Source organism: Streptomyces sp. CC228A (assembly GCF_021390935.1).
Lineage (GTDB): Bacteria > Actinomycetota > Actinomycetes > Streptomycetales > Streptomycetaceae > Streptomyces.
This window is the reverse complement of sequence record NZ_JAJPUI010000002.1, coordinates 620,429-646,820: the sequence shown is the minus strand read 5'-3', so window position 1 is coordinate 646,820 and position 26,392 is coordinate 620,429. Positions and strand designations below refer to the sequence as shown.

General features: G+C 75.7%; 20 protein-coding genes and 3 pseudogenes. 11 read left to right on the top strand and 12 right to left on the bottom strand.

Translation table 11 applies throughout. The annotated features are described in order from the left end of the window. Positions 1 to 35 precede the first annotated feature (35 nt). From L6E17_RS08205 to L6E17_RS08195, 3 genes are all read left to right on the top strand, one after another. Positions 36 to 674, top strand: coding sequence for a DUF6758 family protein (locus L6E17_RS08205; RefSeq protein ID WP_236240087.1), 639 nt, complete (start codon positions 36 to 38; stop codon positions 672 to 674). Positions 675 to 761: 87 nt separating this feature from the next. Next, a complete protein-coding gene (locus L6E17_RS08200; RefSeq protein WP_236240086.1) occupies positions 762 to 1,628 on the top strand; it encodes a PHP domain-containing protein in 867 nt (288 codons plus the stop codon). A 125-nt stretch (positions 1,629 to 1,753) separates the two neighbouring features. Continuing rightward, a complete protein-coding gene (locus L6E17_RS08195) occupies positions 1,754 to 2,362 on the top strand; it encodes a MarC family protein (protein WP_236240085.1) in 609 nt (202 codons plus the stop codon). 116 nt (positions 2,363 to 2,478) lie between these two features. On the opposite strand, the gene L6E17_RS08190 is transcribed toward L6E17_RS08195, so the two are convergent. The 3 genes from L6E17_RS08190 to L6E17_RS08180 form a co-directional block, all read right to left on the bottom strand. Next, entirely contained in the window at positions 2,479 to 2,631 is a 153-nt protein-coding gene (locus L6E17_RS08190; RefSeq protein ID WP_236240084.1) for a hypothetical protein, read from the bottom strand. Between the two features lie 67 nt (positions 2,632 to 2,698). Beyond that, complete coding sequence (locus tag L6E17_RS08185; protein WP_236240083.1) at positions 2,699 to 3,604, bottom strand: alpha/beta fold hydrolase; 906 nt, start codon at positions 3,602 to 3,604, stop codon at positions 2,699 to 2,701. Between the two features lie 1,190 nt (positions 3,605 to 4,794). Further along, positions 4,795 to 6,762, bottom strand: a complete 1,968-nt coding sequence (locus L6E17_RS08180) for a DEAD/DEAH box helicase (RefSeq protein WP_236240082.1) — start codon at positions 6,760 to 6,762, stop codon at positions 4,795 to 4,797. 505 nt (positions 6,763 to 7,267) lie between these two features. Between L6E17_RS08180 and L6E17_RS08175 the strand changes: the two genes are divergently transcribed. Then, complete coding sequence (locus L6E17_RS08175; protein ID WP_236240081.1) at positions 7,268 to 8,023, top strand: ferritin-like fold-containing protein; 756 nt, start codon at positions 7,268 to 7,270, stop codon at positions 8,021 to 8,023. Between the two features lie 182 nt (positions 8,024 to 8,205). Here the strand turns inward: L6E17_RS08175 and L6E17_RS08170 are convergent, their stop codons facing one another. The 4 genes from L6E17_RS08170 to L6E17_RS08155 form a co-directional block, all read right to left on the bottom strand. Further along, complete coding sequence (locus tag L6E17_RS08170) at positions 8,206 to 8,475, bottom strand: hypothetical protein (RefSeq protein ID WP_236240080.1); 270 nt, start codon at positions 8,473 to 8,475, stop codon at positions 8,206 to 8,208. Between the two features lie 605 nt (positions 8,476 to 9,080). Further along, a complete protein-coding gene (locus L6E17_RS08165) occupies positions 9,081 to 9,308 on the bottom strand; it encodes a DUF3107 domain-containing protein (RefSeq protein ID WP_236240079.1) in 228 nt (75 codons plus the stop codon). 130 nt (positions 9,309 to 9,438) lie between these two features. Then, complete coding sequence (locus L6E17_RS08160) at positions 9,439 to 10,080, bottom strand: TetR/AcrR family transcriptional regulator (RefSeq protein ID WP_236240078.1); 642 nt, start codon at positions 10,078 to 10,080, stop codon at positions 9,439 to 9,441. A gap of 299 nt (positions 10,081 to 10,379) precedes the next feature. Beyond that, positions 10,380 to 10,610 carry a hypothetical protein gene (locus L6E17_RS08155; RefSeq protein ID WP_236240077.1) on the bottom strand — a complete coding sequence of 77 codons (231 nt, stop codon included), beginning with the start codon at positions 10,608 to 10,610 and terminating at the stop codon, positions 10,380 to 10,382. A 164-nt stretch (positions 10,611 to 10,774) separates the two neighbouring features. On the opposite strand from L6E17_RS08155, the gene L6E17_RS08150 reads away from it, so the two are divergent. The 7 genes and pseudogenes from L6E17_RS08150 to moeZ all read left to right on the top strand — a co-directional run bounded on the left by L6E17_RS08150 (position 10,775) and on the right by moeZ (position 19,741). Then, positions 10,775 to 11,770, top strand: coding sequence for an alpha/beta fold hydrolase (locus tag L6E17_RS08150; protein ID WP_236240076.1), 996 nt, complete (start codon positions 10,775 to 10,777; stop codon positions 11,768 to 11,770). A gap of 7 nt (positions 11,771 to 11,777) precedes the next feature. Next, positions 11,778 to 13,111 (top strand): annotated as a pseudogene (locus L6E17_RS08145) (DUF3152 domain-containing protein). Positions 13,112 to 13,301: 190 nt separating this feature from the next. Continuing rightward, a pseudogene (locus L6E17_RS31385) lies at positions 13,302 to 15,055 on the top strand (DUF3492 domain-containing protein); the annotation flags it as partial. A gap of 1,464 nt (positions 15,056 to 16,519) precedes the next feature. Further along, positions 16,520 to 16,669 (top strand): hypothetical protein, encoded by a 150-nt coding sequence (locus tag L6E17_RS08130; RefSeq protein WP_236240075.1) that lies wholly within the window; start codon positions 16,520 to 16,522, stop codon positions 16,667 to 16,669. Positions 16,670 to 16,760: 91 nt separating this feature from the next. After that, positions 16,761 to 17,735, top strand: a complete 975-nt coding sequence (locus L6E17_RS08125) for an NAD-dependent epimerase/dehydratase family protein (RefSeq protein ID WP_236240074.1) — start codon at positions 16,761 to 16,763, stop codon at positions 17,733 to 17,735. Continuing rightward, positions 17,723 to 18,478, top strand: coding sequence for a spherulation-specific family 4 protein (locus L6E17_RS08120; RefSeq protein WP_236240073.1), 756 nt, complete (start codon positions 17,723 to 17,725; stop codon positions 18,476 to 18,478). Before L6E17_RS08125 ends, L6E17_RS08120 begins: the two co-directional genes overlap by 13 nt. Before the next feature lie 84 nt (positions 18,479 to 18,562). After that, a complete protein-coding gene (moeZ, locus tag L6E17_RS08115; RefSeq protein ID WP_236240072.1) occupies positions 18,563 to 19,741 on the top strand; it encodes an adenylyltransferase/sulfurtransferase MoeZ in 1,179 nt (392 codons plus the stop codon). A gap of 98 nt (positions 19,742 to 19,839) precedes the next feature. Here the strand turns inward: moeZ and L6E17_RS08110 are convergent, their stop codons facing one another. The 5 genes and pseudogenes from L6E17_RS08110 to L6E17_RS08090 form a co-directional block, all read right to left on the bottom strand. Beyond that, positions 19,840 to 21,381, bottom strand: coding sequence for an alpha/beta hydrolase (locus L6E17_RS08110; RefSeq protein ID WP_236240071.1), 1,542 nt, complete (start codon positions 21,379 to 21,381; stop codon positions 19,840 to 19,842). A 38-nt stretch (positions 21,382 to 21,419) separates the two neighbouring features. Further along, on the bottom strand, positions 21,420 to 23,096 hold the full coding sequence (locus tag L6E17_RS08105) for an alpha/beta hydrolase (RefSeq protein WP_236240070.1): 1,677 nt from the start codon (positions 23,094 to 23,096) through the stop codon (positions 21,420 to 21,422). Positions 23,097 to 23,147: 51 nt separating this feature from the next. Next, positions 23,148 to 25,117: pseudogene (locus tag L6E17_RS08100) on the bottom strand (ABC transporter permease). After that, positions 25,114 to 25,875 (bottom strand): molybdate ABC transporter substrate-binding protein, encoded by a 762-nt coding sequence (gene modA, locus L6E17_RS08095; RefSeq protein WP_236240403.1) that lies wholly within the window; start codon positions 25,873 to 25,875, stop codon positions 25,114 to 25,116. Before modA ends, L6E17_RS08100 begins: the two are co-directional and overlap by 4 nt. A gap of 16 nt (positions 25,876 to 25,891) precedes the next feature. After that, positions 25,892 to 26,287: a molybdopterin-binding protein gene (locus L6E17_RS08090; RefSeq protein WP_236240069.1), complete on the bottom strand. Its 396-nt coding sequence runs from the start codon at positions 26,285 to 26,287 to the stop codon at positions 25,892 to 25,894. Positions 26,288 to 26,392: the final 105 nt, after the last annotated feature.

The window sequence follows — 26,392 nt, the reverse complement described above, 5'->3', positions numbered from 1 at the left end:
GACGCGGCGACGGCGGGGGAGGACCGTTGAACGCTATGAGGGGCGAACCCAGTTGCCCGAAGTGCGGACGCCGGGTCCGGCCGCCCGGCCTCTTCGCCGACCGTTGGCAGTGCGACGTGCACGGTCCCGTCTTCCCGCTGCAACCGGTGGTCCCACCCAGCGTGGAAGCGCTGCGGGTGGTGGTGCACCGCGCCCGCGTCCCGGTGTGGATGCCGTGGCCCCTGCCCGTCGGCTGGCTCTTCACCGGCGTCGCGTACGCCGGCGACGACCGCAGCGGCGGCCGCGCCACCGCCGTCGCCTGCTCCGGCCCCGGCCCGCTGGGCGGTGTGGGGGAGCTGCTGCTGATCGCCGAGGAACTCGGCGTCGGCCTCGGCGCCCGGCACGCCGGACTCGATGGGCCCGACCCGGGGCCGCACCTGTGCACGGCCAAGGCGCCGCACGCGAAGGTGCTGGCGGGCGGGCGCCCGACACCGCTGTGGCACGTCGCCGGCACCCCGGAGGACCGGGCGGTGTTCGCGGGCGAGGCGCGCGGCCTGTGGCTGTGGGCCATCGCCTGGCCCGAGGCGGCCGGGCTGATGCTGTACGACGAGCTGGTGCTCGCGGACCTGCGGGAGGCGGGAGCCGAGACGGACCTGGTCCCCTGCGGGGCGCTGTCGCCGCGGCTGCTGTCGTGACGTGAGCACGGCCACGGTTCGGCGGCCCGCGGTGCCGGTTATTCTTGGGTGTCCCCGTTCTTCCGTACCGAGCCCTGGAGCCGAGTCGTGCGCATCGACCTGCACACCCACTCCACGGCCTCCGACGGCACGGACACCCCCGCCGAGCTGGTGCGGCGCGCCGCCGCCACCGGTCTCGACGTGGTCGCGCTGACCGACCACGACACGACCCGGGGCCACGCCGAGGCGATCGCCGCGCTCCCCGAGGGCCTCACCCTCGTCACGGGCGCCGAGCTGTCCTGCCGCCTCAACGGCGTCGGCATGCACCTGCTGGCCTACCTCTTCGACCCCGCCGAGCCCGAGCTGGCCCGCGAGATGGAGCTGGTCCGCGACGACCGCGTCCCGCGCGCCCGGGCCATGGTGGCCAAGCTCCAGGAGCGGGGCGTACCGGTGACCTGGGAGCGGGTCGCCGCCATCGCGGGTGACGGTTCCGTGGGACGCCCGCACATCGCGCAGGCCCTGGTCGAGCTGGGTGTCGTCCCCGACGTCTCCGGCGCCTTCACCACCGAGTGGCTCGCCGACGGCGGCCGGGCGTACGTCGAGAAGCACGAACTCGACCCCTTCAAGGCCATCCGCCTGGTCAAGGAGGCGGGCGGCGTCACGGTCTTCGCGCACCCCGCCGCGGTCAAGCGCGGCCAGACCGCTCCCGACTCCGTGATCGCCGACCTCACGGCGTACGGCCTGGACGGCATCGAGGTCGACCACATGGACCACGACGAGCCGACCCGGGCCCGGCTGCGCGGCCTCGCCGCCGACCTCGGCCTGCTCACCACCGGCTCCAGCGACTACCACGGCACCCGCAAGACCTGCGCGCTCGGCGACCACACCACCGACCCCGAGATCTTCGGTGAGATCACGCGGCGCGCCGCCGGAGCCTTCCCGGTCCCGGGCGCGGGCGGACGCGTCGACGCCTGACGGTCCGGGGCCGACACCCCGCAGCGCCCGGTGAGGGGCCCCGCCCCTCCCGCCCCGCACTTTCCCCGGCCTGCCCGCTCCTCGGGCGGCATTCCCCTGCACAACCCTCTCCGCAAGGCCACATCGTGTTCGACCTCGCCCTCTTCGGCTCTCTCTTTCTGACCCTTTTTGTCATCATGGATCCCCCCGGGATCACTCCGATCTTCCTCGCGCTGACCTCCGGGCGCGCCACCAAGGTCCAGCGCCGCATGGCCTGGCAGGCGGTGGCCGTCGCCTTCAGCGTGATCACCGTCTTCGGCCTGCTGGGCCAGCAGATCCTCGACTACCTGCACGTGTCCGTGCCCGCCCTGATGATCGCGGGTGGCCTGCTGCTCCTGCTCATCGCGCTCGACCTGCTCACCGGCAAGACGGACGAGCCGAAGCAGACCAAGGACGTCAACGTCGCGCTCGTACCGCTGGGCATGCCGCTGCTCGCGGGCCCCGGTGCGATCGTCGCCGTGATCCTCGCCGTCCAGCACGCCGACGGCGCCGCGGGGCAGGTCTCGGTCTGGGCGGCCATCGCCGCCATGCACGTCGTGCTGTGGCTGACCATGCGCTACTCGCTGGTCATCATCCGGGTCATCAAGGACGGCGGTGTGGTCCTGGTGACCCGCCTCGCCGGGATGATGCTGTCGGCGATCGCCGTGCAGCAGATCATCAACGGCGTGACCCAGACCATCAACGGTACCGCCTGATCGGGCTGATCCCGACGGACCCGGGACGCCCCCGTGCACCGCGCACGGGGGCGTTCGTACGCCTGCCGCGCGCCCCAGCGCCCCGCCCATGGGCCACGGGCGGCAGCGGCACGCCGTCAGGGGGCGTCGGGGCCGGCCGGGCGGATGTAGATCCGCTGGCCGGTCGCGGCCGCCTGCTGCACGATCCGGCCGACGGAGGCGGCGTCCACCACCGTACGGTCCACGGCGGCGCCGTCGACGTCGTCGAGGCGCATGATCTCGAAGCGCATGGCGGTCCCCTTCGTCGCGCGGTGGGCCGCGCGTGCGGCCCGGTCGCGCCATGCTCGCCGGTCCCGGTTACGCCCGTGCTTCAGCGGCGTTGCCGGGGCGGCCCGCCCGGTCCCAGAACGCCGCCACCGCCTCCGAGGTCTCCCGGGGCCGGTCCGTGTTGGGCGAGTGCTCCGCGCCCGCGACGACCGTGCGGTGGGCGCCGAGCCGCGCCGCCATCGCGTCGAGCAGCGGCACCGGCCAGGTGTCGTCGCGCTCCCCGGACAGCACGTGGCAGGGCAGCGCCGGACGCAGCGCGGCCAGCTCCGCCACCCGGTCCGGCTCGGTGCTCAACTGGCGCCCGGTGGCGGTGAGCTGCGCCGGGTTGTGGCGCAGCCAGCGCTGCCGCAGGTCCTCCCGGTCGCCGCCACGCAGCGGGTCGTCGGCGTCCTCCGGGGGGTCCAGCGCGCGCATGGCCGTCCAGACCTCGTCCATGCCGAGCGCCCCGAGAGCGTCCCCGAGCAGTTTGATCTTCTCCCGCTGCGGGGCGGCGACCTCGGCCGGCCCCGAGCTCATGAGGGTGAGCGACGCGAACGGGGCGTGGTCGGTCAGCACGGCGGCCCGGGCGATCTGGCCGCCGAGCGAATGTCCCAGCAGGTGCAGGGGCGTGCCGTCGCCGCGCAGCGCCTCCGCCTGGGCGAGCACGTCGAGTGCCAGTTCCCGCTGGGCGTAGGCCCGCGGGTCGTCCGGCCCGGCCGTCTCGTACTGCCCCCGTCCGTCGACGGCGACGACCCGGTACCCGGCATCGGTGAGGGGCTCCAGCATGGCGATGAAGTCCTCCTTGCTGCCGGTGTACCCGGGCAGCAGGAGCGCGGTGCCGCTCACCGGGCGACCACCCGGGGGCGCGGCGTCGAGCACGGCGAAGGGGCCCCGGGCGGTCTCCAGCACTCGGGCACGGGCACAGGCGGGCGGTACGAAGGTGGGCGGCCGACTCATGCCCCGAGGCTAACGGTCCCTCACCCCAGCGATGCCCCGCAGCCCCCTGCCTCCGGCCCCAGGGCCACAGCCGGCCGACCCCGACCTGGCACCGCGGTGGCGGACAGCCCGCGGATCGCCGGGGGCAGCGGTTGCCGGGGCCGGGGCCGGGGCCGGGGCCGTGGGCCGGGGGCCGCTGGGGGTGGCGCGGCGGTCCGGGGGTGCTCGGGGCGCCGGTTGCCGGGACTGCTGGGGGCGGCGCGGCGGTCGGGGTGCCGGGGCGCTTGGGGCTGGCGGGGCTGCCGAGCGGTCCGGGGGTGCCGGGGCTGCTGGGTGTCGTGGCGGTCCGGGGCTGCTGGGGCACTTGGGGCGGCGCGGCGGTCGGGGTGCCGGGGTGCTTGGGGCTGGCGGGGCTGCCGAGGTGGTCCGGGGGTGCCGGGGCTGGTGAGGGCAGCGCGGCGGTCCCGGCGTACCGGGATGCTCGGGGCGGCAGGGCGGCAGGGCGGCAGGGCGGCAGGGCGGCAGGGCGGTTCGGGTGTGTCGGGGCGGCGCGGCGGTCGGGGTGCCGGGGTGCTTGGGGCTGGTGGGGCTGCCGAGGTGGTCCGGGGTGCCCGGGCTGCTGGGGGTGGCGTGGCGGGACGGTGCTGCCGGGGCACTTGGGGCGGCGCGGCGGTCGGGGGGTGCCGGGGTGCTTGGGGCTGGCGGGGCTGCCGAGCGGTCCGGGGGTGCCGGGGCTGCTGGGTGTCGTGGCGGTCCGGGGCTGCTGGGGCACTTGGGGCGGCGCGGCGGTCCGGGGGTCCCGGGGCTGCTGGGGTGCCCTGACGGCGGTGCTGCTCTGGGCTGGCGGTGCTGTCGGTGCTGTCGGGCTGCCAGGCGGTTCGGGGCGTTCGCGGCCGGCCACGGCGCCGATGGCCGGTCCGCCGCGAGGGTGCCGGCTGCGGGTCCGCCGCCGGGGTGCTGCCGACGGTGGGCCGACCGGCCGCCGGCTGGCGCCCGGCCCGCTGACCTGTGCCGGTGACTGGGGCGCCGCCGCCTGCTGACCGTCGCACCGCTCGCGGTCCGCATGCCGCGGTCCGCCGGCCGCCTCCCCGTACGCCTCCCGCACGGGGAGGCGGGCAGCCGGGCCCGGTACACCTGCACGCGGGGCCGTGACAGAGCGACGCCCCCGCCGCCTCGGGTGAGGCTGCGGGGGCGTCGCGCTTGCTGCGGGGTCAGGCCTCCGTGGGCTGCACCGCGGCGGCCTTCCGGGCGCGGCGGCGCCGGGGCGCGGCCTCGGCCGCGGGCTCCTCGACCGCTGCGGTGTCGGCGGCCGCGGCGGCCTTGCGGGTACGGCGGCGGGGCTTGGCCTCGGGCTCCGCCGGCGCCTCGGCGGCCGCAGCGCCCTCGGTGCCCTCCACGGGCTCCTTGGCCGTGGTGGCCTTGCGGGTACGGCGGCGCGGCTTGGCCTCGGCCTCCTCCGCCGCAGGGGCGGCCGACTCGGTCCCTTCAGCCGTCTCGACGGCCTTGGCGGCCGCGGAGGTGCGGGTGCGGCGCTGCTTCGGCGCGGTGGCCTGCTCCGTGCCTTCCGCCGTTTCCACGGCTGCCGCAGCAGACGACGAGCGGGTACGGCGCCGGGGCCTGCGCTCGGCGGGGGCCTCGGCGGTCTCGACGGCCGCCACGGCCTCCGCAGCCGGTTCCGGCTGCACGGCCACGGCGGCGGCCTCGGGCTGCGGGGCCTCCGGCGTCACCGCGGAGGTCGCCTCCACTGCGGCCGCCCCGCCCGCGCGGGTGCGGCGGCGACGGCGCAGCGTGCGGCGCTCGGCCGGCACCGCGCCGGTCTCCGCCTCGGGGCCCGCAGCGGGCGCGTCCGCCACCGGGGCGCCCTCTTCGAGCGCCTGCCCGCCGCGCGTGCGGCGGCGCTGACGGGGCGTGCGGGTGCGCGCGGGGCGCTCTTCCTCACGCTCGTGCCCGCGGCCCCCGCGCGCCGCACGGCCGCGCCCGCGGCCGCCCGGCTCACCGAGGTCCTCCACCTCTTCCGCGTCGAGCCCGGCACGGGTGCGCTCGGCCCGCGGCAGGACGCCCTTCGTGCCCTCCGGGATGTCCAGGTCGCGGTAGAGGTGGGGCGACGTGGAGTACGTCTCGACCGGGTCGTTGTAGTCCAGCTCCAGCGCCTTGTTGATCAGCTGCCAGCGCGGGATGTCGTCCCAGTCCACCAGCGTGACCGCCGTACCGGACGCTCCCGCGCGGCCGGTGCGGCCGGTGCGGTGGAGGTACGTCTTCTCGTCCTCGGGCGACTGGTAGTTGATCACGTGCGTGACGCCCTCGACGTCGATGCCGCGGGCGGCGACGTCCGTGCAGACCAGCACGTCGACCTTGCCGTTGCGGAACGCGCGCAGCGCCTGCTCGCGGGCGCCCTGGCCGAGGTCGCCGTGGACCGCGCCCGAGGCGAAGCCGCGCCGCTCCAGCTGCTCCGCGATGTCCGCCGCCGTGCGCTTCGTACGGCAGAAGACCATCGCCAGACCGCGGCCGCGGGCCTGCAGGATGCGGGCGATCATCTCCGGCTTGTCCATCGAGTGGGCGCGGTAGACGAACTGCTTGATGTTGGCGTGCGTGATGCCCTGGTCGTCCGGCGCGGCGGCGCGGATGTGCGTGGGCTGCGACATGTAGCGGCGCGCCAGGCCGATCACCGCGCCGGGCATGGTCGCCGAGAAGAGCATGGTCTGGCGCTTCGGCGGCAGCCTGTCGATGATCTTCTCGACGTCGGGCAGGAAGCCCAGGTCGAGCATCTCGTCCGCCTCGTCCAGCACGAGCGTGCGGATGTGGGAGAGGTCCAGCTTCCGCTGCCCGGCCAGGTCGAGCAGCCGGCCCGGGGTGCCGACGACCACGTCGACACCCTTGGACAGGGCCTCGACCTGCGGCTCGTACGCCCGGCCGCCGTAGATCGCCAGCACGCGGACGTTGCGGACCTTGCCCGCGGTCAGCAGGTCGTTCGTGACCTGGGTGCACAGCTCGCGGGTGGGCACGACGATCAGGGCCTGCGGCGCGTCGGTCAGCTGCTCGGGCTGCGCCCGGCCCGCCTCGACGTCCGCGGGGACCGTGACGCGCTCCAGCAGCGGCAGACCGAAACCGAGGGTCTTGCCGGTGCCGGTCTTGGCCTGCCCGATGACGTCGGTGCCGGACAACGCGACCGGGAGCGTCATCTCCTGGATGGGGAAGGGGGTGGTGATGCCGACGGCCTCCAGGGCCTCGGCGGTCTCGGGGAGGATCCCGAGTTCTCGGAAAGTCGTAGGCTGCGTAGTCAGGGTGTCGCCTCTTCTGTGAACCGCGGCATGAGGCGAACGCTGGGGGTCTCGACCGCGAGGGTCGTGACCGCGCCGGAACATCTGCCGGCCGCGGACCTGGAGGTCGCTGCCGGGTGGCGCGGGACCACTGCCGTCGCTCGAAGCGTCACACCGCTGAGGGCCCCTCATGTGCGAGAGCGCACGGAGGGCTGTCGGGTCGGAGCCGATCGGGCCACCGACCGGGCATCCTCATTCATGGAACGGCCTCCCGAGCCCATGCGGAAGTGTCCGCATACTCGACAGGCGCTTTATCACTGTACCCCGGAATCGCGCAGGTGTGTTGGGGCAATTCACAAGGAGGGGGAGGTCACACTCGCTGACTGCGTCCTTCCGGGGCGCGGAGGGCGGGCTATTGTGCGCTTCTATGGAGACGCCTGACAACGCCAACACCGCAGAAGACACCGCCGCCGGCAGCCCCGCGCCGACCGGCATCGCCGCCAAGGACTGGGCCGCCGCGTCCGCCGACCCGCGGTACCGCGAGGCGATCGTCGACCTGCTGGGGGTGCTCGCGTACGGAGAGCTCGCGGCCTTCGAGCGGCTCGCCGAGGACGCGAAGCTGGCCCCGTCGCTGGCGGACAAGGCGGAGCTGGCGAAGATGGCGTCGGCGGAGTTCCACCACTTCGAGCAGTTGCGGAACCGGCTGGCCGCGATCGGCGAGGACCCCACGGCCGCGATGGAGCCCTTCGCCAAGCCGCTGGACGACTTCCACTTGCAGACCGCTCCCTCGGACTGGCTGGAGGGCCTGGTCAAGGCGTATGTCGGCGACTCCATCGCCAGCGACTTCTACCGGGAGGTGGCGACCCGGCTGGACTCCGACACCTGCGCGCTGGTGCTGTCGGTGCTCGACGACACCGGGCACGGGAACTTCGCCGTGGAGAAGGTGCGCGCCGCGATCGAGGCGGACCCGCGGCTCGGCGGCCGTCTCGCGCTGTGGGCGCGCAGGCTCATGGGGGAGGCGCTGTCGCAGGCCCAGCGGGTGGTCGCGGAGCGCGACGCCCTGTCGACCATGCTGGTCGGCGGGGTCGCGGACGGCTTCGACCTGGCGGCGGTGGGCGAGATGTTCTCGCGGATCACCAAGGCCCACACCAAGCGGATGGCGGCCCTCGGCCTGGCCTCCTGACGGCTCCCCCTGGGCCGGCGGCGCCGGCCTACCCGGGGGCGCGTCCCCTCACCCGGGGCGCTCGCTCGGCCGGTGGCTCATCGGCTGCGCTCGTCGCCCCGGCCTCCGCGGCCGTCCGTGCGACGGCCGCGGTCGCGGGGACCGGGTGTTCCTCGGTAGGGGAGGGGCGGCGGCGCGGTGCGTCACGCCGCCGCGGATCGGCGCAGGCGGCGGCTCGCCGGGCGGATCAGCAGGGACAGCAGGACGGCGCTGACCGCGGCCGCCCCGACGAGCGTGCCCAGCACGAAGCCGGGGCCGAGCGCCGCGTGGCTGACGAAGGCGCCGAACAGGGCGCCGAGGACGCCCGTCACCAGCACCGTGCGCCGCGGCGGAAGCCGGTCGGGCATCCGCAGGAGGGCCGCCCACGCCAGGGCGAGCCCGAGGAGGACGGAGCCGAGCGCTTCCCAGTACACACGCATCACCTCGCGGACGGCGGGGCGGGTCAAAACGGTCGTAGCCCGTCCTACCCGTGACACGCGGACCGCAATCCTCCCGGCCGCCCCTCAAGAACGCCCCGACCAGCCTCTTCCCCGAGCCCCGCACCCCATCCGGACCGGCACCACCCGGGCGCACTGCCCCGTCCGGGGTGCCCGTACCACTGCGGCCTGAGGCGCCGCCGGGTTCCGTATCGCGCGGTCCGGGGCCCGCTCTTCTGCGGTCCGCGGCCGCGGATCCGTATCGCCGCCCGTCCAGGGCCCGCTCCTCTGCGGCCTGAGGCGCCGACGGGTTTCGTATCGCGCCGTCCGGGGCCCGCCCCTCTGCGGCCTGAGGTGCCGCGGGGGCCCACGTCGCTCCGTCCGCGACCCGCCCCCTGCGGCCTGCGGCCGCGGATCCGTATCGCCCGGCCGGGCCAGGGCCCGCCACCACCGTCGCCCGAGGTGCCGCCGGGATACCGCCTCCCCAGCCCGAGGGTCCGCGTGGGGCCCGGCTCCTTTGGGCTGCCGGGAAAGGCGGAGGCCCGGCGGGGGTGATCCCGCCGGGCCTCTCACCGGTCCGGTGCCCAGGGCGCCGTGCGACTTCAGATCGCGCCGAAGCCCACCCGGCGCACCGCAGGCTCGCCGATCTCCACGTACGCGATCCGGTCGGCCGGCACGAGCACCGTGCGGCCCTTCTCGTCGGTCAGGCTGAGGAGCCGTTCCTTGCCGGCCAGCGCCTCACCCACGAGGCGCTCGACGTCCTCGGCGGACTGCCCGCTCTCCAGAACGATCTCCCGGGGCGCGTGCTGCACGCCGATCTTGACCTCCACGGCTATGTCCCTCCGAACGGTCAGCGATGCGCGGCCAGCCGCGCCGTACGCTGCACACATTAGCCCGGAGAGGGGAAGGCCCACGGCCCGGCGGCGCACGCCAACAGCGAACAGCCGCCGCCCCGCCCGGTCAGTGGCCCTCGGCGCCGTGCAGCGGGAACCCGGCGATACCCCGCCACGCCAGGGACGTCAGCAGCTCTACGGCGCGGTCGCGGGGCACGGGGGAGTGGCTCGCCAGCCAGTGCCGGGCGACCACCTGGGACACCCCGCCCAGGCCCACCGCCAGCAGCATGGACTCGTCCTTCGACAGCCCGGTGTCCTCGGCGATCACCTGGGAGATGGCCTCGGCGCACTGCAGCGACACGCGCTCCACGCGCTCCCGCACGGCGGGCTCGTTCGTCAGGTCCGACTCGAAGACCAGCCGGAAGGCGCCGCCCTCGTCCTCCACGTACGCGAAGTAGGCGTCCATCGTGGCCGCCACGCGCTGCTTGTTGTCCGTGGTGGAGCCGAGCGCCGTGCGGACGGACTGGAGGAGGGAGTCGCAGTGCTGGTCGAGCAGCGCCAGGTACAGCTCCAGCTTGCCCGGGAAGTGCTGGTACAGGACGGGCTTGCTGACGCCGGCCCGCTCCGCGATGTCGTCCATGGCCGCCGCGTGGTACCCCTGGGCGACGAAGACCTCCTGTGCGGCGCCCAGCAGCTGGGTGCGTCGGGCTCGGCGCGGCAGGCGGGTGCCTCTCGGGCGTGCTGCCTCTGTCTGCTCGATGGCTGTCACGCCGCCTCCCAAAATCGATCCACATGTGCGGTGTGCCGCGCCCGCCATCGTACTTTTCGGTAACCCGACTGTGCGCGTCGCGAGCGCAGAATTTCACGTATCGGACGCCGACGGTAGGCAGAGCTTCAACCTTGAACCAGCCGGGGCCACAGGGAACCCCGGCATACCGCCAGAAAGCGGCGGACCGGCGGCGGACCTGCGGTGAGACAGGTGGCAGCGGCGGCCCGCCCACCGCCAGGCGGAGCCCCGGGAGCCCCCACGTCGCCCTCGGCGGCAGCGGCCCTCGGCGGTAGTCGTCCTCAGCGGTAGTCGTCCTCGTCCAGCGTGACCACCCGCCGCTGCTCCACGGCGTCCGCCTCGTTCGCCACCGCGGGGTCGATCCCGGTCAGCGGCTCGTCCCGGTGCTGCCTGAGTTCGGTGTGCTGCTCCGCCGCGTCGGCCTCGGGTGCCTCGTCGTCCAGCTCGGCCGCCGCCGCGTCCTCCTCGCCGTTCTCCGCCAGGGTCTCGGGATCCGTAGGGTCGACGGTCATGGCTCCCCTTCCTCTTCCTGCGGCCCCGCCTCGGGGGCGTGTCGGCGCACGAGTACCCTCGGCGAGCTCTCGAAACGAGCGTATGGGCTCACTCTTTCCAGCGCTATGCGACGTGTGACGGCGGACACAACTTCACGGGCGTGATCGTCTCGTAACATTGCCGCATGTCTTCGACCGAGCTGCCCGCGTCCGCGTCCCCCACCGCCGCCGCGGCCTCCCGGGCGCGCTCCGTGCGGGTCGCGGACGGCGAACGACTCCGCTCCGTGGCGCTGCCGGGCCTCACCCTGAACCTGCGCTTCCGCCCCTCGGAGCGCCGCGGCCGGGCGCCCGCGCTGTACGTGCACGGCCTCGGCGGCTCCTCGCAGAACTGGTCGGCGCTGATGCCGCTGCTGGAGGACCTGCTGGACGGCGAGGCCGTCGACCTGCCCGGCTTCGGCGCCTCCCCGCCGCCCGACGACGGCAACTACTCGGTGACCGGCCACGCCCGGGCCGTCATCCGCCTGCTGGACAGCGGCGGGCGCGGCCCCGTCCACCTCATCGGCAACTCCCTCGGCGGCGCCGTCGCCGTCCGGGTCGCGGCCGTCCGGCCCGACCTGGTCCGCACGCTCGCCCTGGTCTCGCCCGCGCTGCCCGAACTGCGGGCGCAGCGCACGGCCTGGCCCACGGGCCTGCTGGCGGTGCCCGGTGCGGCCCGCCTCTTCGCGCGCATGACCAGGGACTGGACGCCCGAGCAGCGGGTGCGCGGAGTCCTCGCGCTCTGCTACGGCGACCCCCGGCGGGTCACCGAGGACGGGCTGCGGGCCGCGGTGGAGGAGATGGAGCGGCGCCTGGAGCTGCCGTACTTCTGGGACGCGATGGCCCGCTCGGCGCGCGGCATCGTCGACGCCTACACGCTGGGCGGACAGCACAACCTGTGGCGCCAGGCGGAACGCGTCCTCGCGCCCACGCTCCTCGTGTACGGGGGGCGCGACCAGATCGTCTCGTACCGGATGGCGCGCCGGGCCGCCGCGGCCTTCCGGGACGCCCGGCTGCTGACGCTGCCGGAGGCCGGGCACGTGGCGATGATGGAGTACCCGGACGAGGTCGCCCGGGCAGTACGGGACCTGATCGGCGGGTCCGGCGATGCCGGGCGGCGCGCCGGCGGCCGGACGGGGAGCTGATCCGGGGGTGGGACGCCACAGCCGCAAGGGTTCGACCCGTACGGAGCAGGGCGCGGACGCCGGCCGGTCCGCGGCCGCCGCGGCCGCCGGTACGGGGCGCCGCCGCAGGTCCGGTGCCGCGCAGGCGCCGGCGCCCGTACCGGCGCAGGACCCGCGGCCGAGGGAGGCGTACGGCCCGTACGGCCCGGCCGGCGGGACACCGCCGCACGGCACGGCCGCGGCCCACGCCGCCCCGCCGGTGCGGGGCGGGCATCCGGAGCAGCGGGAGGCCGGGGGCGGCTGGGGCGGCGGCCCCTACGCCGCCGCGCCCGACCCCGCGGCGCCGCCTCCCCGGGCCGCCGGGCGGATCGCCCAGGGGCCGCCGCGGATACCCGGGCCCCGGCGCGAGTTCGTCGAGGCGTTCGACGAGCAGGGCAAGGACGGGCCCGGCGGGCCCGGTGCCGGCGGTCAGGACCCGGCGGACGAGGAGAGCGGGGAGCCGCCGCGCAGCGGCGGTCCGGGATCGGGCGCACCTTCGCCGGGGTCGTCGCGGCGGCGGTGACCACCGTGCTCGCGGTCGTCGTGGCCGGGCAGGTCGCCGACGGCGGGCAGCGCGCGGCCCGCGGCGCCAGGGCCGCGGACGCGTCGGCGCGGCCCGGTGCCGGCGACGCCGTCTCGCGGTCCGACCAGCGGCCCACACCGTCGCAGGGCTCCGCGTCACCGGCCCCCGCGGCCCCCACGGCGTCCGCGTCCGCACCGCCGACGTACGCCGTGCTGATGACCCGGCAGTTCGACATCGCCCCCGACCTCAAGGGCTCAGGCGACTTCGAGGCCGTGCCGGGAGCCGACCCGGCCCCCGGCAAGGGGCGCAAGGTGCGCTACCGCGTCGACGTGGAGAAGGGCCTCGGGCTCGACGCGGCGCTCTTCGCCCGCGCCGTCCAGGAGACCCTCAACGACGACCGCAGCTGGGCCCACGGCGGCGCCATGACCTTCGAGCGGATCTCCAGCGGGGACCCCGAGTTCGTCATCACCCTGGCCAGCCCCGGCACGACGGGCGTCTGGTGCGCCAAGTCGGGGCTCGACACCACCGTCGACAACGTGTCCTGCGACTCCGCCGCCACCCAGCGCATCATGATCAACGCCTACCGCTGGGCGCGGGGCGCCGACACCTACGGCCCGGACGGGATGCTCGCCTACCGGCAGATGCTCATCAACCACGAGGTGGGCCACCGGCTGGGCCACAACCACGAGAACTGCCGGAAGCCCGGCGGGCTCGCCCCCGTGATGCAGCAGCAGACCAAGACGCTGGAGATCGACGGCATCGCCTGCCGCCCCAACCCCTGGGTCTACCCGTCAGCCTGACGCAGTGTGACCATCAGGTGATCTAGCGCAACAGAACGCAACCGGTCCGCGAAAGTTACGTGCATTCACCCCTTCCGGTGGTGCGACGGACAACCGTCCGTCGCACCACCGCCCTGTCCGCTTACGGTCGTCCCGCCGCGAGTCGCCGGATCAACGGCGGCCGCACACAAGGGAGATCGGGGGTGTGCTCGTGCGCATCGGACTGCTCACGGAAAGTCGCGACCCGTATGCAGCAGGTGGTTCCAGGCTCTGGTGCGACCGGCTCGTGCGCGGGCTCGCACAGCACGAGTTCGACGTCTACGCACTGAGCGGCGGCGCGCCGGACGGCGCAGGCCCGTACGGCCGCGCCTCCTCCGAGCACCGCGCCGGGCAGCCTCGCGGCGTCGCACCCCGCACCCCCGCAACGTCCGCGTGCGGACCGCAGCCCTGGGGGCGCCCACCGACGACGCCCGCAGCTACGGACGGCGCGACCGGCGGCGCTTCGCCGACCACCTCGCGGACCTCGTCACCGCCCTCTGCCGCACCACCGCGGAACCGGCAGCGCACCGGCCCGGCGGCGACGACCCGCAGGCCGCTGCCTTCGCCTCGGGGCTCTACGGGCTCGCCGACCTCGCCCGCGACCGCGGCGGCCTCTGCGCCGCCCTCCGCTCCGAGAGCGCCGCCCGCGTCCTCGAAACCGCCTGCCGCGCCCCCGGCGCACGCCGGCGCGTGCACCCCGCCACCGTCCCCGACTACCTCGCCTTCGCCGACCGGCTCGAACGCGCCCTGCGCCCCCTGTCGCTCGACTGGTACGACCCCGCCGACGGGCTCGGCGCCGCCGACCTCTGCCACGCCGCCTCGGGCGGCACGGCAGCCCTGCCCGGGCTGGTGGCCAAACGCTTCTTCGGGACTCCACTGCTGGTCACCGAGTACGGCGTGCAGCTGCGCGCGCACTACCTGTCGGCCGCCGACGCCCGGCTCAGCCCGCCCGTACGCGCCCTGCTCGCCGCGTTCCAGCGCCGCCTCGCCACCGAGGTCTACCGCCGGGCCGACGCCGTCACCCCGGGCAGCAGCCACGCCCGGCGCTGGCAGGAGCGGTGCGGCGCGGACCGCTCCAAGATCCGCACCATCCACCCCGGCCTCGAAGCGGAACGGTTCGCCGCCGTCGGTGAGGCCGCACCCTCCGCGGGCGACGACCGCACCCTCGTGTGGGTCGGCCGCGTCGAACCCGGCAAGGACCTCGTCGGGCTCCTCCACGCCTTCGCCCAGGTCCACCGGGAGCTCCCGCACACCCGGCTGCGCGTCATCGCCGCGCCCGTACGGGACGCCGGGGCCCGCGGCTACCTCACCCACTGCGCGGCCCTCGCCGCCCAGCTCTTCCCCGACGAGGCCGCCGGGGCCCACGCCGTCGGCGAGAGCCCGGTGACCTTCGAGGAGATCGGCGGGCCTGAGGTCCCCGACCTGCCCTCCGCCTACGCCGCCGGATGCGTGAGCGTGCTGTCCAGCGTCGTCGAGGGCTTCCCCCTCGGCCTCGTCGAGGCCATGCTCTGCGCCCGCGCCACCGTGTCCACCGACGCCGGCGCGGTCGTGGAGGTCATCGGCGGCACCGGGCTCGTCGTCCCCCCGCGCAACCCGCGGGCGCTCGCCGGCGCCTGCCTGGCGCTGCTGCGCGACCCGGAGCGCAGGCAGCGGCTCGGCGCCGCGGCCCGCGCCCGCGCGCTGGAGCTCTTCACCGCCGAGCAGAACGTCGCCGCCTTCCACGCCCTCTACCTCGAACTGCTGTCCCTCGCACCCGTGCACCGCGAGAGCGAGGCGGTGGACACCCACGGAGATCCGGTGCCCTTCGCCCACCCGGCCGAGACCCGCGTACCCGTCCCCTGGACCGCCGCGGCCCCCGCCCGGCACCCGCCTGGGCCGCGCACCCCCGCCGCCGCGCCGCGCACCGCCGCGGCCCACGGCTGCCCGCCGCCCGCGCCGCACGCCCCCGCGGGCGCGGCCCCCTCGGGAGTGCCCGTGTCTGAGCGCACCGCCCCGGCACCCGCCCGCGGCCCCGCCGACCCCGTGAAGGTGCTGCTGCACCGCCACCGGGACCTGTGCGAGCGGGCCGTCGACCCCCTGGAGATCGCCGCCGGACTGGAGGCGCGCGGGCTCACCGACCGCACCGCCGCCCGCTTCCGCCACCGCGACGTCTTCTCCCTGGCGGAGGAGCTGTACGCGCGCGTCCCACGCGGCGGCGACGAACGCCCCCGCCCGGCAGGCGCCCGCGCGGCCGGCACGGCCCAGCCCGCCGCCCGATGGCTCCCGGCCGCCCTGCTGCCCGCCGCCGCGGCCGGCCTCACCGCGGCCGCCCACGCCGGCACCACCGGGCCGGTGCGGACCGCCGCCACGGCGGCCGGGCTGCTCGCCCTCGCCGCGGCGACCGGCGCCGCCCTGCGGCACGGCCCGCTGCGCGCCCCGGGACGCACGCCCTTCGGCCTGACCGGCTGGACCGTGCTCCTCCTCGCGTACGCCGCGTACGGCGACGGGCTGCTGGACCAGCTGGTCCGGGGCGGCCTCCACGAGCCGTGGCCCCCGCGACCGGGCCGCTCCTCGGGCTGGCCCTCGCCGTGCCGGCGGCGGCCGCCTGCGCCCGGCTGTTCGCCGTACGGGCCGGGCAGCGGCTCGCCGCCAGCCGCGGCCTGGACGACTTCGCCGCGCGGGCCAGGCCGCTGCTGCTCGCCGTGGTCGCGCTCCAGCTCGCCGCGGCCACCGGTCTCGCCGTGCTCGCCGGGCTCGTGCCGGGCACGGTCCCCGGGGCCCTCGCCCCGACCGTCGCGCTGGGCGTGCTGCTGTTCACGGCCCGGCTGCTGGCCGTCCACGGGTACGGCGAGGCCGCGGCGGCCGGGCTCGGAGCGGCCTGCGCCGCGGAGGGCTCGCCTGCGCGTCACTGCTGGCGGCCCGGCTGCCGCTGCCGGGGCTGGACGCCCTGGACCGGCCCGTGCGGGTGGCCGTCGCGACCTGGGGCACCGGCGCCGTACCCGCCGCGGCCTGCGGGGCGGCGGCGCTCGCCCTGCTGGCCCATGCCGCGGCCGTCCTGGCGCGCGCCTCCGCGCACGCCCGGCCGTGACGGCGCCCCGCACGCGTGGATGAGGCCGTGCGGGCCGCGCACGCGAGGGGCCGCGCAGGGGGCCCGCGCCGCCGCGGGCACGGACGCGCCCCCGCGCCGGGGCCACCACCCCGACCGACCGCCCAGGCGTCCCGCTGCCACCCCGCCACCGACCACCCGGCTTCCCTGCGACCGCCCCTGCAACACCCGGCCACCGACCACCACGGCTCCCCCGCGACCGCCTCGCAACGCCCACCGCAGTCCGCGCCCCGGACTACCCCGGGCTCCCACCGACCACCTCCGCCCCCCTGGCCGCCACCAGCCCCATGACCACCACCGGCCCCATGACCACCACCGGCCTTCTGACCACCACCGGCCTTCTGACCACCACCGGCCTTCTGACCACCACCGGCCTCCTGACCACCACCGGCCTCCTGACCACCACCGGCCTCCTGACCACCACCCGACCGATTGACCACCACCCGACCGACTGACCACCACGACACCCCCACCGACCAAGGAGACACAGGACATGACCCCCCAATCCCCGCAGACGGCCGACCGCCGGCGCGAAGGGGGCGCGCGATGAGGGTGCTGCTGCTCGGCGCCACGGGATTCATCGGCCGCTACGTCGCCGACCGGCTGCTCGCCGACCCGGCGGTGCACCTGACCGCCCTCGGCCGCCGCGACGACTCGGACGTCCGCTTCGACCTCGCCTCCGGCAGTCCCGGCGCCCTCACCCGGTTCCTGGACGCCGTCCACCCCGGCGTCGTCATCAACTGCGCGGGCGCCACCCGCGGCGGCGCCCGCGACCTGACCCGGCACAACACCGTCGCCGTCGCCACCGTCTGCGAGGCCCTGCGGCGCAGCCGCTGCGGCGCCCGCATGGTGCAGGTCGGCTGCGCCTCCGAGTACGGCCCCTCCCAGCCCGGCTCCTCCACGGCGGAGGACGCCGTGCCGCGCCCCGGCGGGCCGTACGGCGTGTCGAAGCTGGCCGCCACCGAGCTGGTGCTCGGCTCCGGGCTCGACGCGGTGGTCCTGCGGGTGTTCTCGCCGGTGGGACCCGGCACCCCCGCCGGCTCGCCGCTCGGGCGGCTCGCGGAGGCCATGCGGCGGGCCATGCAGTCCGGCGACGGCGAGCTCCGGCTCGGCGGCCTCGGAGTGCAGCGGGACTTCGTCGACGTACGGGACGTGGCGCGGGCCGTCCACGCGGCCTCGCTGTCCGCCGCCCAGGGCGTGGTGAACATCGGCACGGGCCGCGCCGTACGGCTCAGGGACGCCGCGGCCGTCCTGTCCCGTGTCGCCGGGTACACGGGCGCCCTGCACGAGCTGGACGGGCCCCCGTCGCGGCCGGCCATCGCCGCGCAGCGCGCCGACAGCCTCGGCGACCACGTGCCGCTCGGCGGTGGGGTGCCGGGCGCCCACCCGTACCCGGACGGCTGCGGGTCCTGGCAGCAGGCCGACGTGCGCACCGCCCGCGACCGGCTCGGCTGGCGGCCTCGGATCGGCCTGGAGGAGTCCTTGGCCGACATCTGGATGGAGGCGGCGTGCCGCATCTGACAACCGCGGGGACCGACCTGTCGGCGACCGGCGCCGAGCGGCTCGGGATCGGCATCCCCGGCTACGCGCACCCGCTGCTCGCGCCGGTGGAGTGGGCCGAGCTGACCCGGCCGGGGACGCCGCTGCACTGGGCCGTGCTGAACGTGTCGGACGGGCCGGGCACGCGGCCGGACCCGCACTGCCTGGAGGTCGCCGGCCGGCTCCGCCACGCGGGCGTCCGCGTGCTGGGCCACCTCGCGCTGCGGGACGGCGACCGGCCGCGGCCCTTCGGGGACGTCGTCTCCGACGCCCACCGGTACGCGGACTGGTACCGGGTGGCGGGTTACCTGCTGGACGGCTGTCCCACAGAGTGGGAAGCCCTGCCTGAGGTGCGGCGGCTGGCGGCGACGCTGGAGACCGTGCTGGACGACGCCGACGGCTGCCATCTGGTGCTGGGCCACGGCGCCCACCCCGACCCCGGCTACGCCGAGATCGGGGACCAGCTGGTGACCTTCTGCGGGCCGTGGACGGAATACCGCTGGTCACAGGCGGAGCAGTGGACCGCCGACCATCCGCCGGAGCGGTTCGTGCACCTGGTCCACGGGGTGCCCCGCAGTCATCTGGAGGAGGCCGTCCGGATCGCCCGCTGGCAGGGCGCGGGGACGATCTTCTTCACCGACCGCGGACAAAACGCCCCATTCACAGCCCTGCCCGGCTACTGGGACGAAATCGTCTCGCAGATCGGACCAGGTGTCTCGGAATGAGGAGGGCCGTGGCAGTGTTACGGGAACAGTAGTCCCCGCCAGAGCGGGGTAGTCCCGTACTGACATACGACCAACGGAGTCCCCGTGTCGCTGCCACCCCTGGTCGAGCCGGCCGCCGAGCTCACCGTAGACGAGGTCCGCAGGTACTCCCGCCATCTGATCATCCCCGACGTGGGGATGGACGGACAGAAGCGGCTGAAGAACGCCAAGGTGCTCTGCGTGGGCGCCGGCGGCCTCGGCTCGCCCGCCCTGATGTACCTGGCGGCGGCCGGTGTGGGCACGCTCGGCATCGTGGAGTTCGACGAGGTCGACGAGTCGAACCTGCAGCGCCAGATCATCCACAGCCAGTCGGACATCGGCCGCTCCAAGGCGGAGTCCGCCCGCGACTCCGTCCTCGGCATCAACCCGTATGTGAACGTGGTCCTCCACGAGGAGCGGCTCGAAGCCGACAACGTGATGGACATCTTCGGTCAGTACGACCTGATCGTCGACGGCACGGACAACTTCGCGACCCGCTACCTGGTCAACGACGCGTGCGTGCTGCTGAACAAGCCGTACGTCTGGGGCTCCATCTACCGCTTCGACGGCCAGGCGTCGGTCTTCTGGTCCGAGCACGGCCCCTGCTACCGCTGCCTCTACCCGGAGCCCCCGCCGCCGGGCATGGTCCCGTCCTGCGCCGAGGGCGGCGTGCTGGGCGTGCTCTGCGCGTCCATCGGCTCCATCCAGGTCACCGAGGCGATCAAGGTCCTCACCGGCGTGGGCGACCCGCTGGTCGGCCGCCTCATGATCTACGACGCCCTGGAGATGCAGTACCGCCAGGTCAAGGTCCGCAAGGACCCGAACTGCGCGGTCTGCGGGGACAACCCGACCGTCACCGAGCTCATCGACTACGAGGCGTTCTGCGGCGTCGTGTCGGAGGAGGCCCAGGCGGCGGCCGCCGACTCCACGATCACTCCGAAGCAGCTCAAGGAGTGGATCGACGACGGCGAGAACATCGACATCATCGACGTCCGCGAGGTCAACGAGTACGAGATCGTCTCGATCCCCGGCGCGCGCCTGATCCCGAAGAACGAGTTCCTGATGGGCAGCGCCCTCCAGGACCTGCCGCAGGACAAGAAGATCGTCCTGCATTGCAAGACGGGTGTCCGCAGTGCGGAAGTCCTCGCCGTGCTGAAGTCCGCGGGCTTCTCCGATGCGGTCCACGTCGGCGGCGGCGTCATCGGCTGGGTCAACCAGATCGAGCCCCACAAGCCGGTCTACTGAGCCAGGCGGACGACGGCGCCAGGCCCGGCCGCGGTGTGCGGCCCGGCCTGGCGTCGTGCGTTTCCGGTCTCCCCCGCGGCGCGCGCCGGGGGAGGGGGTCAGCCCTTGCAGGTGGTGCCGTCCGCCGGCACCTTGCCGCGCAGCAGGTAGTCGTCGATGACGCGGGTCGCGCAGGACGCCGACCCGTAGGCGCCGTGGCCCTCGCCCTCGTTGGTGACGAGGACGCCCACGCCCTCGCCGAGCTCCTCCGCCATGGTCCGGGCGCCCTCGTACGGCGTCGCCGAGTCGCCCGTCGTCCCGACCACCAGGATGGGGGCCGCGCCGGGGGCGCTCACCTCGACCGTGGCGCGCTCGCCCTTCGCGGGCCAGTCGGCGCACCAGCCGGCGGTGTCCCAGGCCAGCGCGGGCCCGAACACCGGGGAGACCCCGGCGAGGTCCCTCACCAGCGCCCGTGCCTCCCCCAGGGTGGGGCGCTCGCTGCTGTCGGCGCAGGAGATGGCGCGCTGGGCGTGCGTGGTGGTGCCGTAGCGGCCGTCCTCGCCCCGTTCGTTGTACCCGTCCGCGAGGGCCAGCAGCATGGTCCCGTCACCGCTCTCGGCGTCGTCCAGGCCCTGGGTCAGGTAGGGCCACATGTCCTCGGAGTACAGCGGGTAGATGATGCCCGTGACGCCGAGGCTCTGCGTCAGCTTCCGGCCGTCGCCCGCGGGCAGCGGCTGCTCGTCCAGCCGCTCCAGCAGCGCCGCCACGCGCGCGGTGCCCTCCTTCGGGTCCTCGCCCTGCTTGTGGAAGTAGTTGTTCAGCGCCCTCTGGAACCCGGTCGTCTGGTGGCGGGCGTGGGCCGCCGTGTCGGCGGTCGGGTCGACGACCGCGTCCAGCACGAGCCGGCCGACGTTCTTCGGGAAGAGGTGCGCGTACACGGCACCCAGCTGCGTGCCGTACGAGAAGCCGAGGTAGTGCAGCTTGTCGTCGCCCAGCACCTGCCGGAGGACGTCCATGTCCCGTGCGGTGTTCGACGTGGTCAGGTGCGGCAGCAGGTCCCCCGCCGCCCGGGCGCAGCCGGCCCCGAAGGAGCGGGCGTCCCGCATGTAGGCGGCCTCCTCGGCCGCCGTGTCGGGCGTGGAGTCGACCTCGGCCAGCGCCTTCTCCTGCTCCTTGTCGCCGCGGCACACCACGCCCGAGCTGCCGCCGACGCCGCGCGGGTCGAACGCCACCAGGTCGTAGCGGGCGTTGAGCCCGGCGTACTCGGTCTCGTAGGCCGGCAGGGTGGCGACGCCGGACGCGCCGGGCCCGCCGAAGTTGAACAGGAGCGAGCCGATGCGGTCCTTCCGGCTCGTCGCCTCCTTGCGGATCAGCGCGACGGACAGCGTCTCGCCGTCCGGGTCGGCGTAGTCGACGGGCACCTCCACGTCGGCGCAGCGCCACCCCTTGGACGGCCGCTCCCCGCCCCCGGGGGCCTCGCAGGCCCGCCAGTCCACGTCCTGGGCCGCGTACGGGCCGCCCGAGCCGGCGCCCTTGCCGTCACTCCGGCCCTCACTCCGGCCCGCACCCTCCGACTGGCAGCCGGCCACGGCCCCCGCCAGGAGCGCCGCGACCGCGGCCGCCGCGCCGGCCCGCACCCGTATGGAACGACGTCCGCCCATGCCCTGACCACCCCACGAATCCGACGAATGCGGCCATCCTAAGTCGTGGGACAGACCGTTCCGGAGGCCGGGACCTTCCCGTTCAGCAGGTACGCGTCGACGATCCGCTTGATGCACGCGTCGCCCGAGTTGTACGCGCCGTGCCCCTCGCCGCGGTAGGTGACCTCCACCCCGACGCCCTTGCCGAGGGCCGCGGCCATCGCCGCGGCGCCCTCGTACGGCGTGGCGGGGTCGCCCGTGGTGCCGATGACGAGGATCGGCGGCGCGTCCGGGGCGCTGACGACCGGGTTGTCCCAGGTGCCGGGGACCGGCCACTGGGAGCAGCCGAGCAGGCCCCAGGCGAACCACTCGCCGAGCACGGGGGACGCCTCGCGGAACTTCGGCAGGTGCTCCTCCACGTCCTCCCGTGTGAAGCGCTGCTTGGTGTCCACGCAGTTGATGGCCGCGTTCGCCGCCTGGAGGTTGTTGTAGCGGCCCGTCTCGTCGCGGCCGTTCAGGGAGTCCGACAGGGCGAGCAGCAGGGCGCCGTCGCCGCCGTCGGCCTCGTCCAAGGCCTGCTCCAGGTACGGCCAGTACTCCTTGGAGTACAGCGCCTGGATGATGCCGTTCGCCGCGTGGGTCTGCGTCAGCTCGCGGGTGCCGGCACCGTCGACGGGCTCCCGGTCGAGCCGGGCCAGCAGGTCCTGGATGAAGGACTTCACCTCGTCCGGGGTGCTGCCGGGCAGCAGGCACTCGTCGCCGCGCGAGACGCAGTCCCGCACGAAGTTGTCCAGCGCGAGCTGGAAGCCCCTGGCCTGACCGAGCGCGCCCTCCAGGGCGGTGCCGCCGGGGTCCACGACCGCGTCCAGCACGGCCCGGCCGACGTTCTTCGGGAAGAGGTGCGCGTAGACGGCGCCCAGCTCCGTGCCGTACGAGATGCCGAAGTAGTACAGCTTGCCGTCGCCGAGGACCTGCCGCATGAGGTCCATGTCACGGGCCGCGTTCTCCGTGCCGACGTGCGGCAGCAGCTCCCCGGAGTCCTCCTCGCAGGCCGACGCGTACTCCTCCAGGGAGTCGACCAGCGCCCGCTCCTCCGCCGGGCTGTCGGGCGTGGAGTCCTGGGCGAAGAACGCGTCCAGCTCGCTGTCGTCGAAGCAGCGCACGCCCTCGCTGCGGCCCACCCCGCGCGGGTCGAAGCTGACCAGGTCGTAGCGGCTGCGCAGGGCCTCGTAGTCCGGCGCGAAGGCGGGCAGGGCCGTGATGCCGGAGCCGCCCGGCCCGCCGAAGTTGAACAGCAGGGAGCCGATCCGGCGCGACGCGTCGCGGGCCTTGGCGCGGATGAGGCCCAGCTCGATGGTCTCGCCCCCGGTGGTGGAGTAGTCGAGCGGCACGTCCATGAACGCGCACTCCCAGAGCGTGCCGTCGGGGAGCGGGCTGGGCGCCGGCTGGTTGCCCTCCGAGACCGGGGAGGGGACGCACGGGCTCCAGGACAGCTCCTGCCGGGCGAGGTCGCCCAGCGCGCTCGGCGTGCCCTTGCGCGGGGCGTCGCCGTCTCCGCCCCCGCCGCAGCCCGCGGCGGCCGCTGCGAGGACGACCGCGGCGGCGAGGCCGACCGCGCGCCGGGGGACGCGGGCGGCGCGGAGCCGCCGGGGGCCCGGCGGCGCCGGGTGGGGCGGGTGAACGGCATGCGTCCATCGTCGGCGCGCCGACGGCCCACCGCCTGCGCGGGCGTCCATGCGGGTGGTGAGGGGACGTGCGTGGTTCCGCCCGGTGGTCCTTCCGGTACGTCACAGAGGGACGACGGTGATCTCGGTCGCCTTCACGCTGACCCACACCTCGGCACCCTCCGCCAGCCGCAGTTCCGCCACGGCCGCCGGGGTGACCTCCGCCACCACGTCCAGCCCGGGCGCCGGCGCGTCCGCGACCAGCACGCGCAGGCGCGCACCGTGCGCGGTGAGCTCCCGCACGGTGCCCCGCCAGACGTTGCGCGGGCTGCCGCCGGACGGGCGCGCCCGGTGCAGGGACACCGCCTCGGGGGCGACCACCGCGAGCGCCGCCGTCCCGTCCGGCGGAGCCGGGTCGGCGGCGGTGACCAGCCGCCCCCGCCGACCGGCTCCAGCCCCCCGTCCCGCACGGTGCCGGACCAGGCGTTCCGCCCGAGCATGCGGGCCACCCACGGGGAGCGTGGATGGCGGGCCACCTCACCGGGCTCCGCGTACTGGACGACACGGCCCTCCTCCAGCACCAGCACCCGGTCGGCGAGCGACACCGCCTCCACCGGGTCGTGCGTCACGATCAGGCACACCCCCGGGAAGCCGGCCAGGTGCTGCCGCAGGGTGTGCCGCACCCGCGCCCGGGTCGTCTGGTCCAGCGCTGCCAGCGGCTCGTCGAGCAGCAGCAGCCGGGGCCGCGCGGCGAGCGCCCGGGCCAGTGCCACCCGCTGCGCCTGGCCGCCCGACAGCTCACCCGGCCTGCGGTGGGCGAACCGCCCGACCCCGAGCCGCTCCAGCCGCTCCCGGGCCGCCACGCGCGCGTGCCGCCGGGGAACGCCCTGCGAGCGGAGCCCGTACGCGGTGTTGGCCAGCGCCGACAGGTGCGGGAACAGCGCCCCGTCCTGCGGCACCCACGCGACCCCCGCCGGTGCGGCGGCACCTGCGCGAGCTCGTCGTCGCCGAGCCGTACCGACGACGCGGTGGCGCGGGGGTGAGCCCGAGCAGGGCGCGCAGCAGCGTCGTCTTCCCGGCGCCGTTCGGCCCCACCACGGCGACGGTCGTCCCGGCGGGCACGTCCAGCTCCACGGTGACGGCCCCGGTGACGCGGGCGCTCAGCGGCCCCCGCCACCCGCCCCGCCGGCGTCCGCGTCCGCTGCGGCCCTCGCCTCCCCGGCGGCCGGGTGCGGGTCGCGGGGACCCGGCTGCGGCTCCTGCGCGTCCCCGTCCCGGGCCGCCGCAGCAGGGGTCCGGGAGGCCGCGGGCCCCAGCCAGCGGCCGCGCAGGGCGACCAGCACCGCCGTGGCCACCACGAGCAGCAGCAGGGAGACCGCGACCGCGCCCGCCGGGTCGTTCTGCAGCAGCAGGTACACCTGGAGGGGCAGGGTCTGGGTGGTGCCGGGGAGGTTCCCGGCGAAGGTGATCGTCGCCCCGAACTCCCCGAGGGCCCGCGCCCAGCACAGCGCCGCGCCCGCGACCAGCCCGGGGCCGACCATCGGCACCGTCACCGTGAAGAACGCGCGCAGCGGCGACGCGCCCAGGGACGCCGCGGTCTCCTCGTACCGCGGGTGCAGCCCCGCCAGCGCGCCTTCCAGACTGATCACCAGGAACGGCAGCGACACGAACGCCGCCGCCACGACGGCCCCCGCGGTCGAGAACGGCAGCGCCACCCCGAACCAGTCCTCCAGCGCACCGCCCAGCAGCCCCCGCCGCCCGAACCCCTGGAGCAGCGCCACACCCGCCACGGTCGGCGGCAGCACCATCGGCAGCATCACCAGGACCCGTACGAGGGGCTTCCCCGGGAAGTCCACCCGGGCCAGCACCCACGCCAGCGGTACGCCGAGCAGGAGGGACAGCAGCAGCGCCCACGCCGACACGACCACCGACAGGCCCAGCGCCTCGCGCACGGCGGGGGCCGTCAGGCGCCCGGCCAGGCTGCCCCACGGCGCGTGCGCCAGCACCCCTGCCAGAGGCACCAGCAGGAACGCCACGGCCACGGCGGCGGGCAGTGCGAGCGCCGCGGGGACCCGGCGCGGGGCGGTGCTCACGGTGCCTCGAATCCCGCCCGCTCCAGCAGCCCGCGCGCCTGCGCGGACCGCAGCCACGCCACGAAGGACCGGGCGCCCTGCTCGTTCTCCGCCGAGTCCAGCGCTGCCGCCGGGTAGGAGGCGACGGCGTTCTGCGCGTCCGGCACGGCGACGGCAGCGATCTCGCCGCCGGCCGCGGCGGCGTCCGTGGCGTACACGAGCCCCGCGTCCGCCTCGCCGAGCCGCACCTTGGCGAGGACGGCGCGGACGTTCGGCTCCTCCGACACGGGCCGTACCGCCGCACCCGCCCGGTCGAGGGCCTGCCGGCTGTAGCGCCCGACGGGCACCTCGGGGGCGGCGAGCACCACCTTGAGGTCGCTGCGGGCCAGGTCCTTCAGACCGGCGACGCCCTCCGGGTTGCCCGCGGCGGTGGCGATGACGAGCCGGTTCCGGGCGATGACGACGGGCTCGCGCGTCTCGCCCTCCAGGGAGTCCATCGTCGCCGCATCCGCCGTGACCAGGACGTCCGCCGGAGCCCCCTGGCGCACCTGCGAGGCCAGCTCCTGCGACCCGGCGAAGGAGAACGCGACCTCGGTGCCGGGGTGCTCCTTCTCGTACGCGGCGCCCACGTCCTCGAACACGTCGGTCAGCGACGCGGCGGCCAGCACGGTCAGCCTGCCGCCGCCGGCCTCGCCGCCGCCGGACGGGGCACCGCCGCACGCCGTGAGGGAGAGCAGCACCGCCCCCGCGCACACCGCCCCCGCCACACGACGGAACATCGCGACCTCCGGACGCTCAGACACGGTCGACGAGGACACTGGTGGACTTCACCCGCGCCACCGCTTCGACGCCGACCTCCAGGCCGAGTTCCTCCACGGCCTCCCGGGTGAGCAGCGACACCAGCCGGTGCGGTCCCGCCTGGATCTCCACCTGCGCGGCCACGTCGCCGAGCTTCACTGCCGTCACGATGCCCGCGAACGCGTTGCGGGCGCTGGTGTACGGCACGTCCCCGGCCTCGTCCGCCTGCTGCGCCAGCTCCACGGCGAAGGCGGCCAGGTCGGGCCCGTCGACGAGGCGCCTGCCCGTCTCGTCCCTGCGGGTCGGCAGCCTTCCGGCGTCGGCCCAGCGGCGAACGGTGTCGGCGCTCACGCCGAGGAGCCGCGCCGCCTGCTGAGTGGTATAGGACCGCATGTGCGGCAATCTAGGCCGGTAGTGCTCGCATCTGCAAGGGGAATCGGCTGATCCTCCTGGCGGCTGCGGTCAGTGCGGTGCGAAACTCCCATGCCGGGGGAGCGC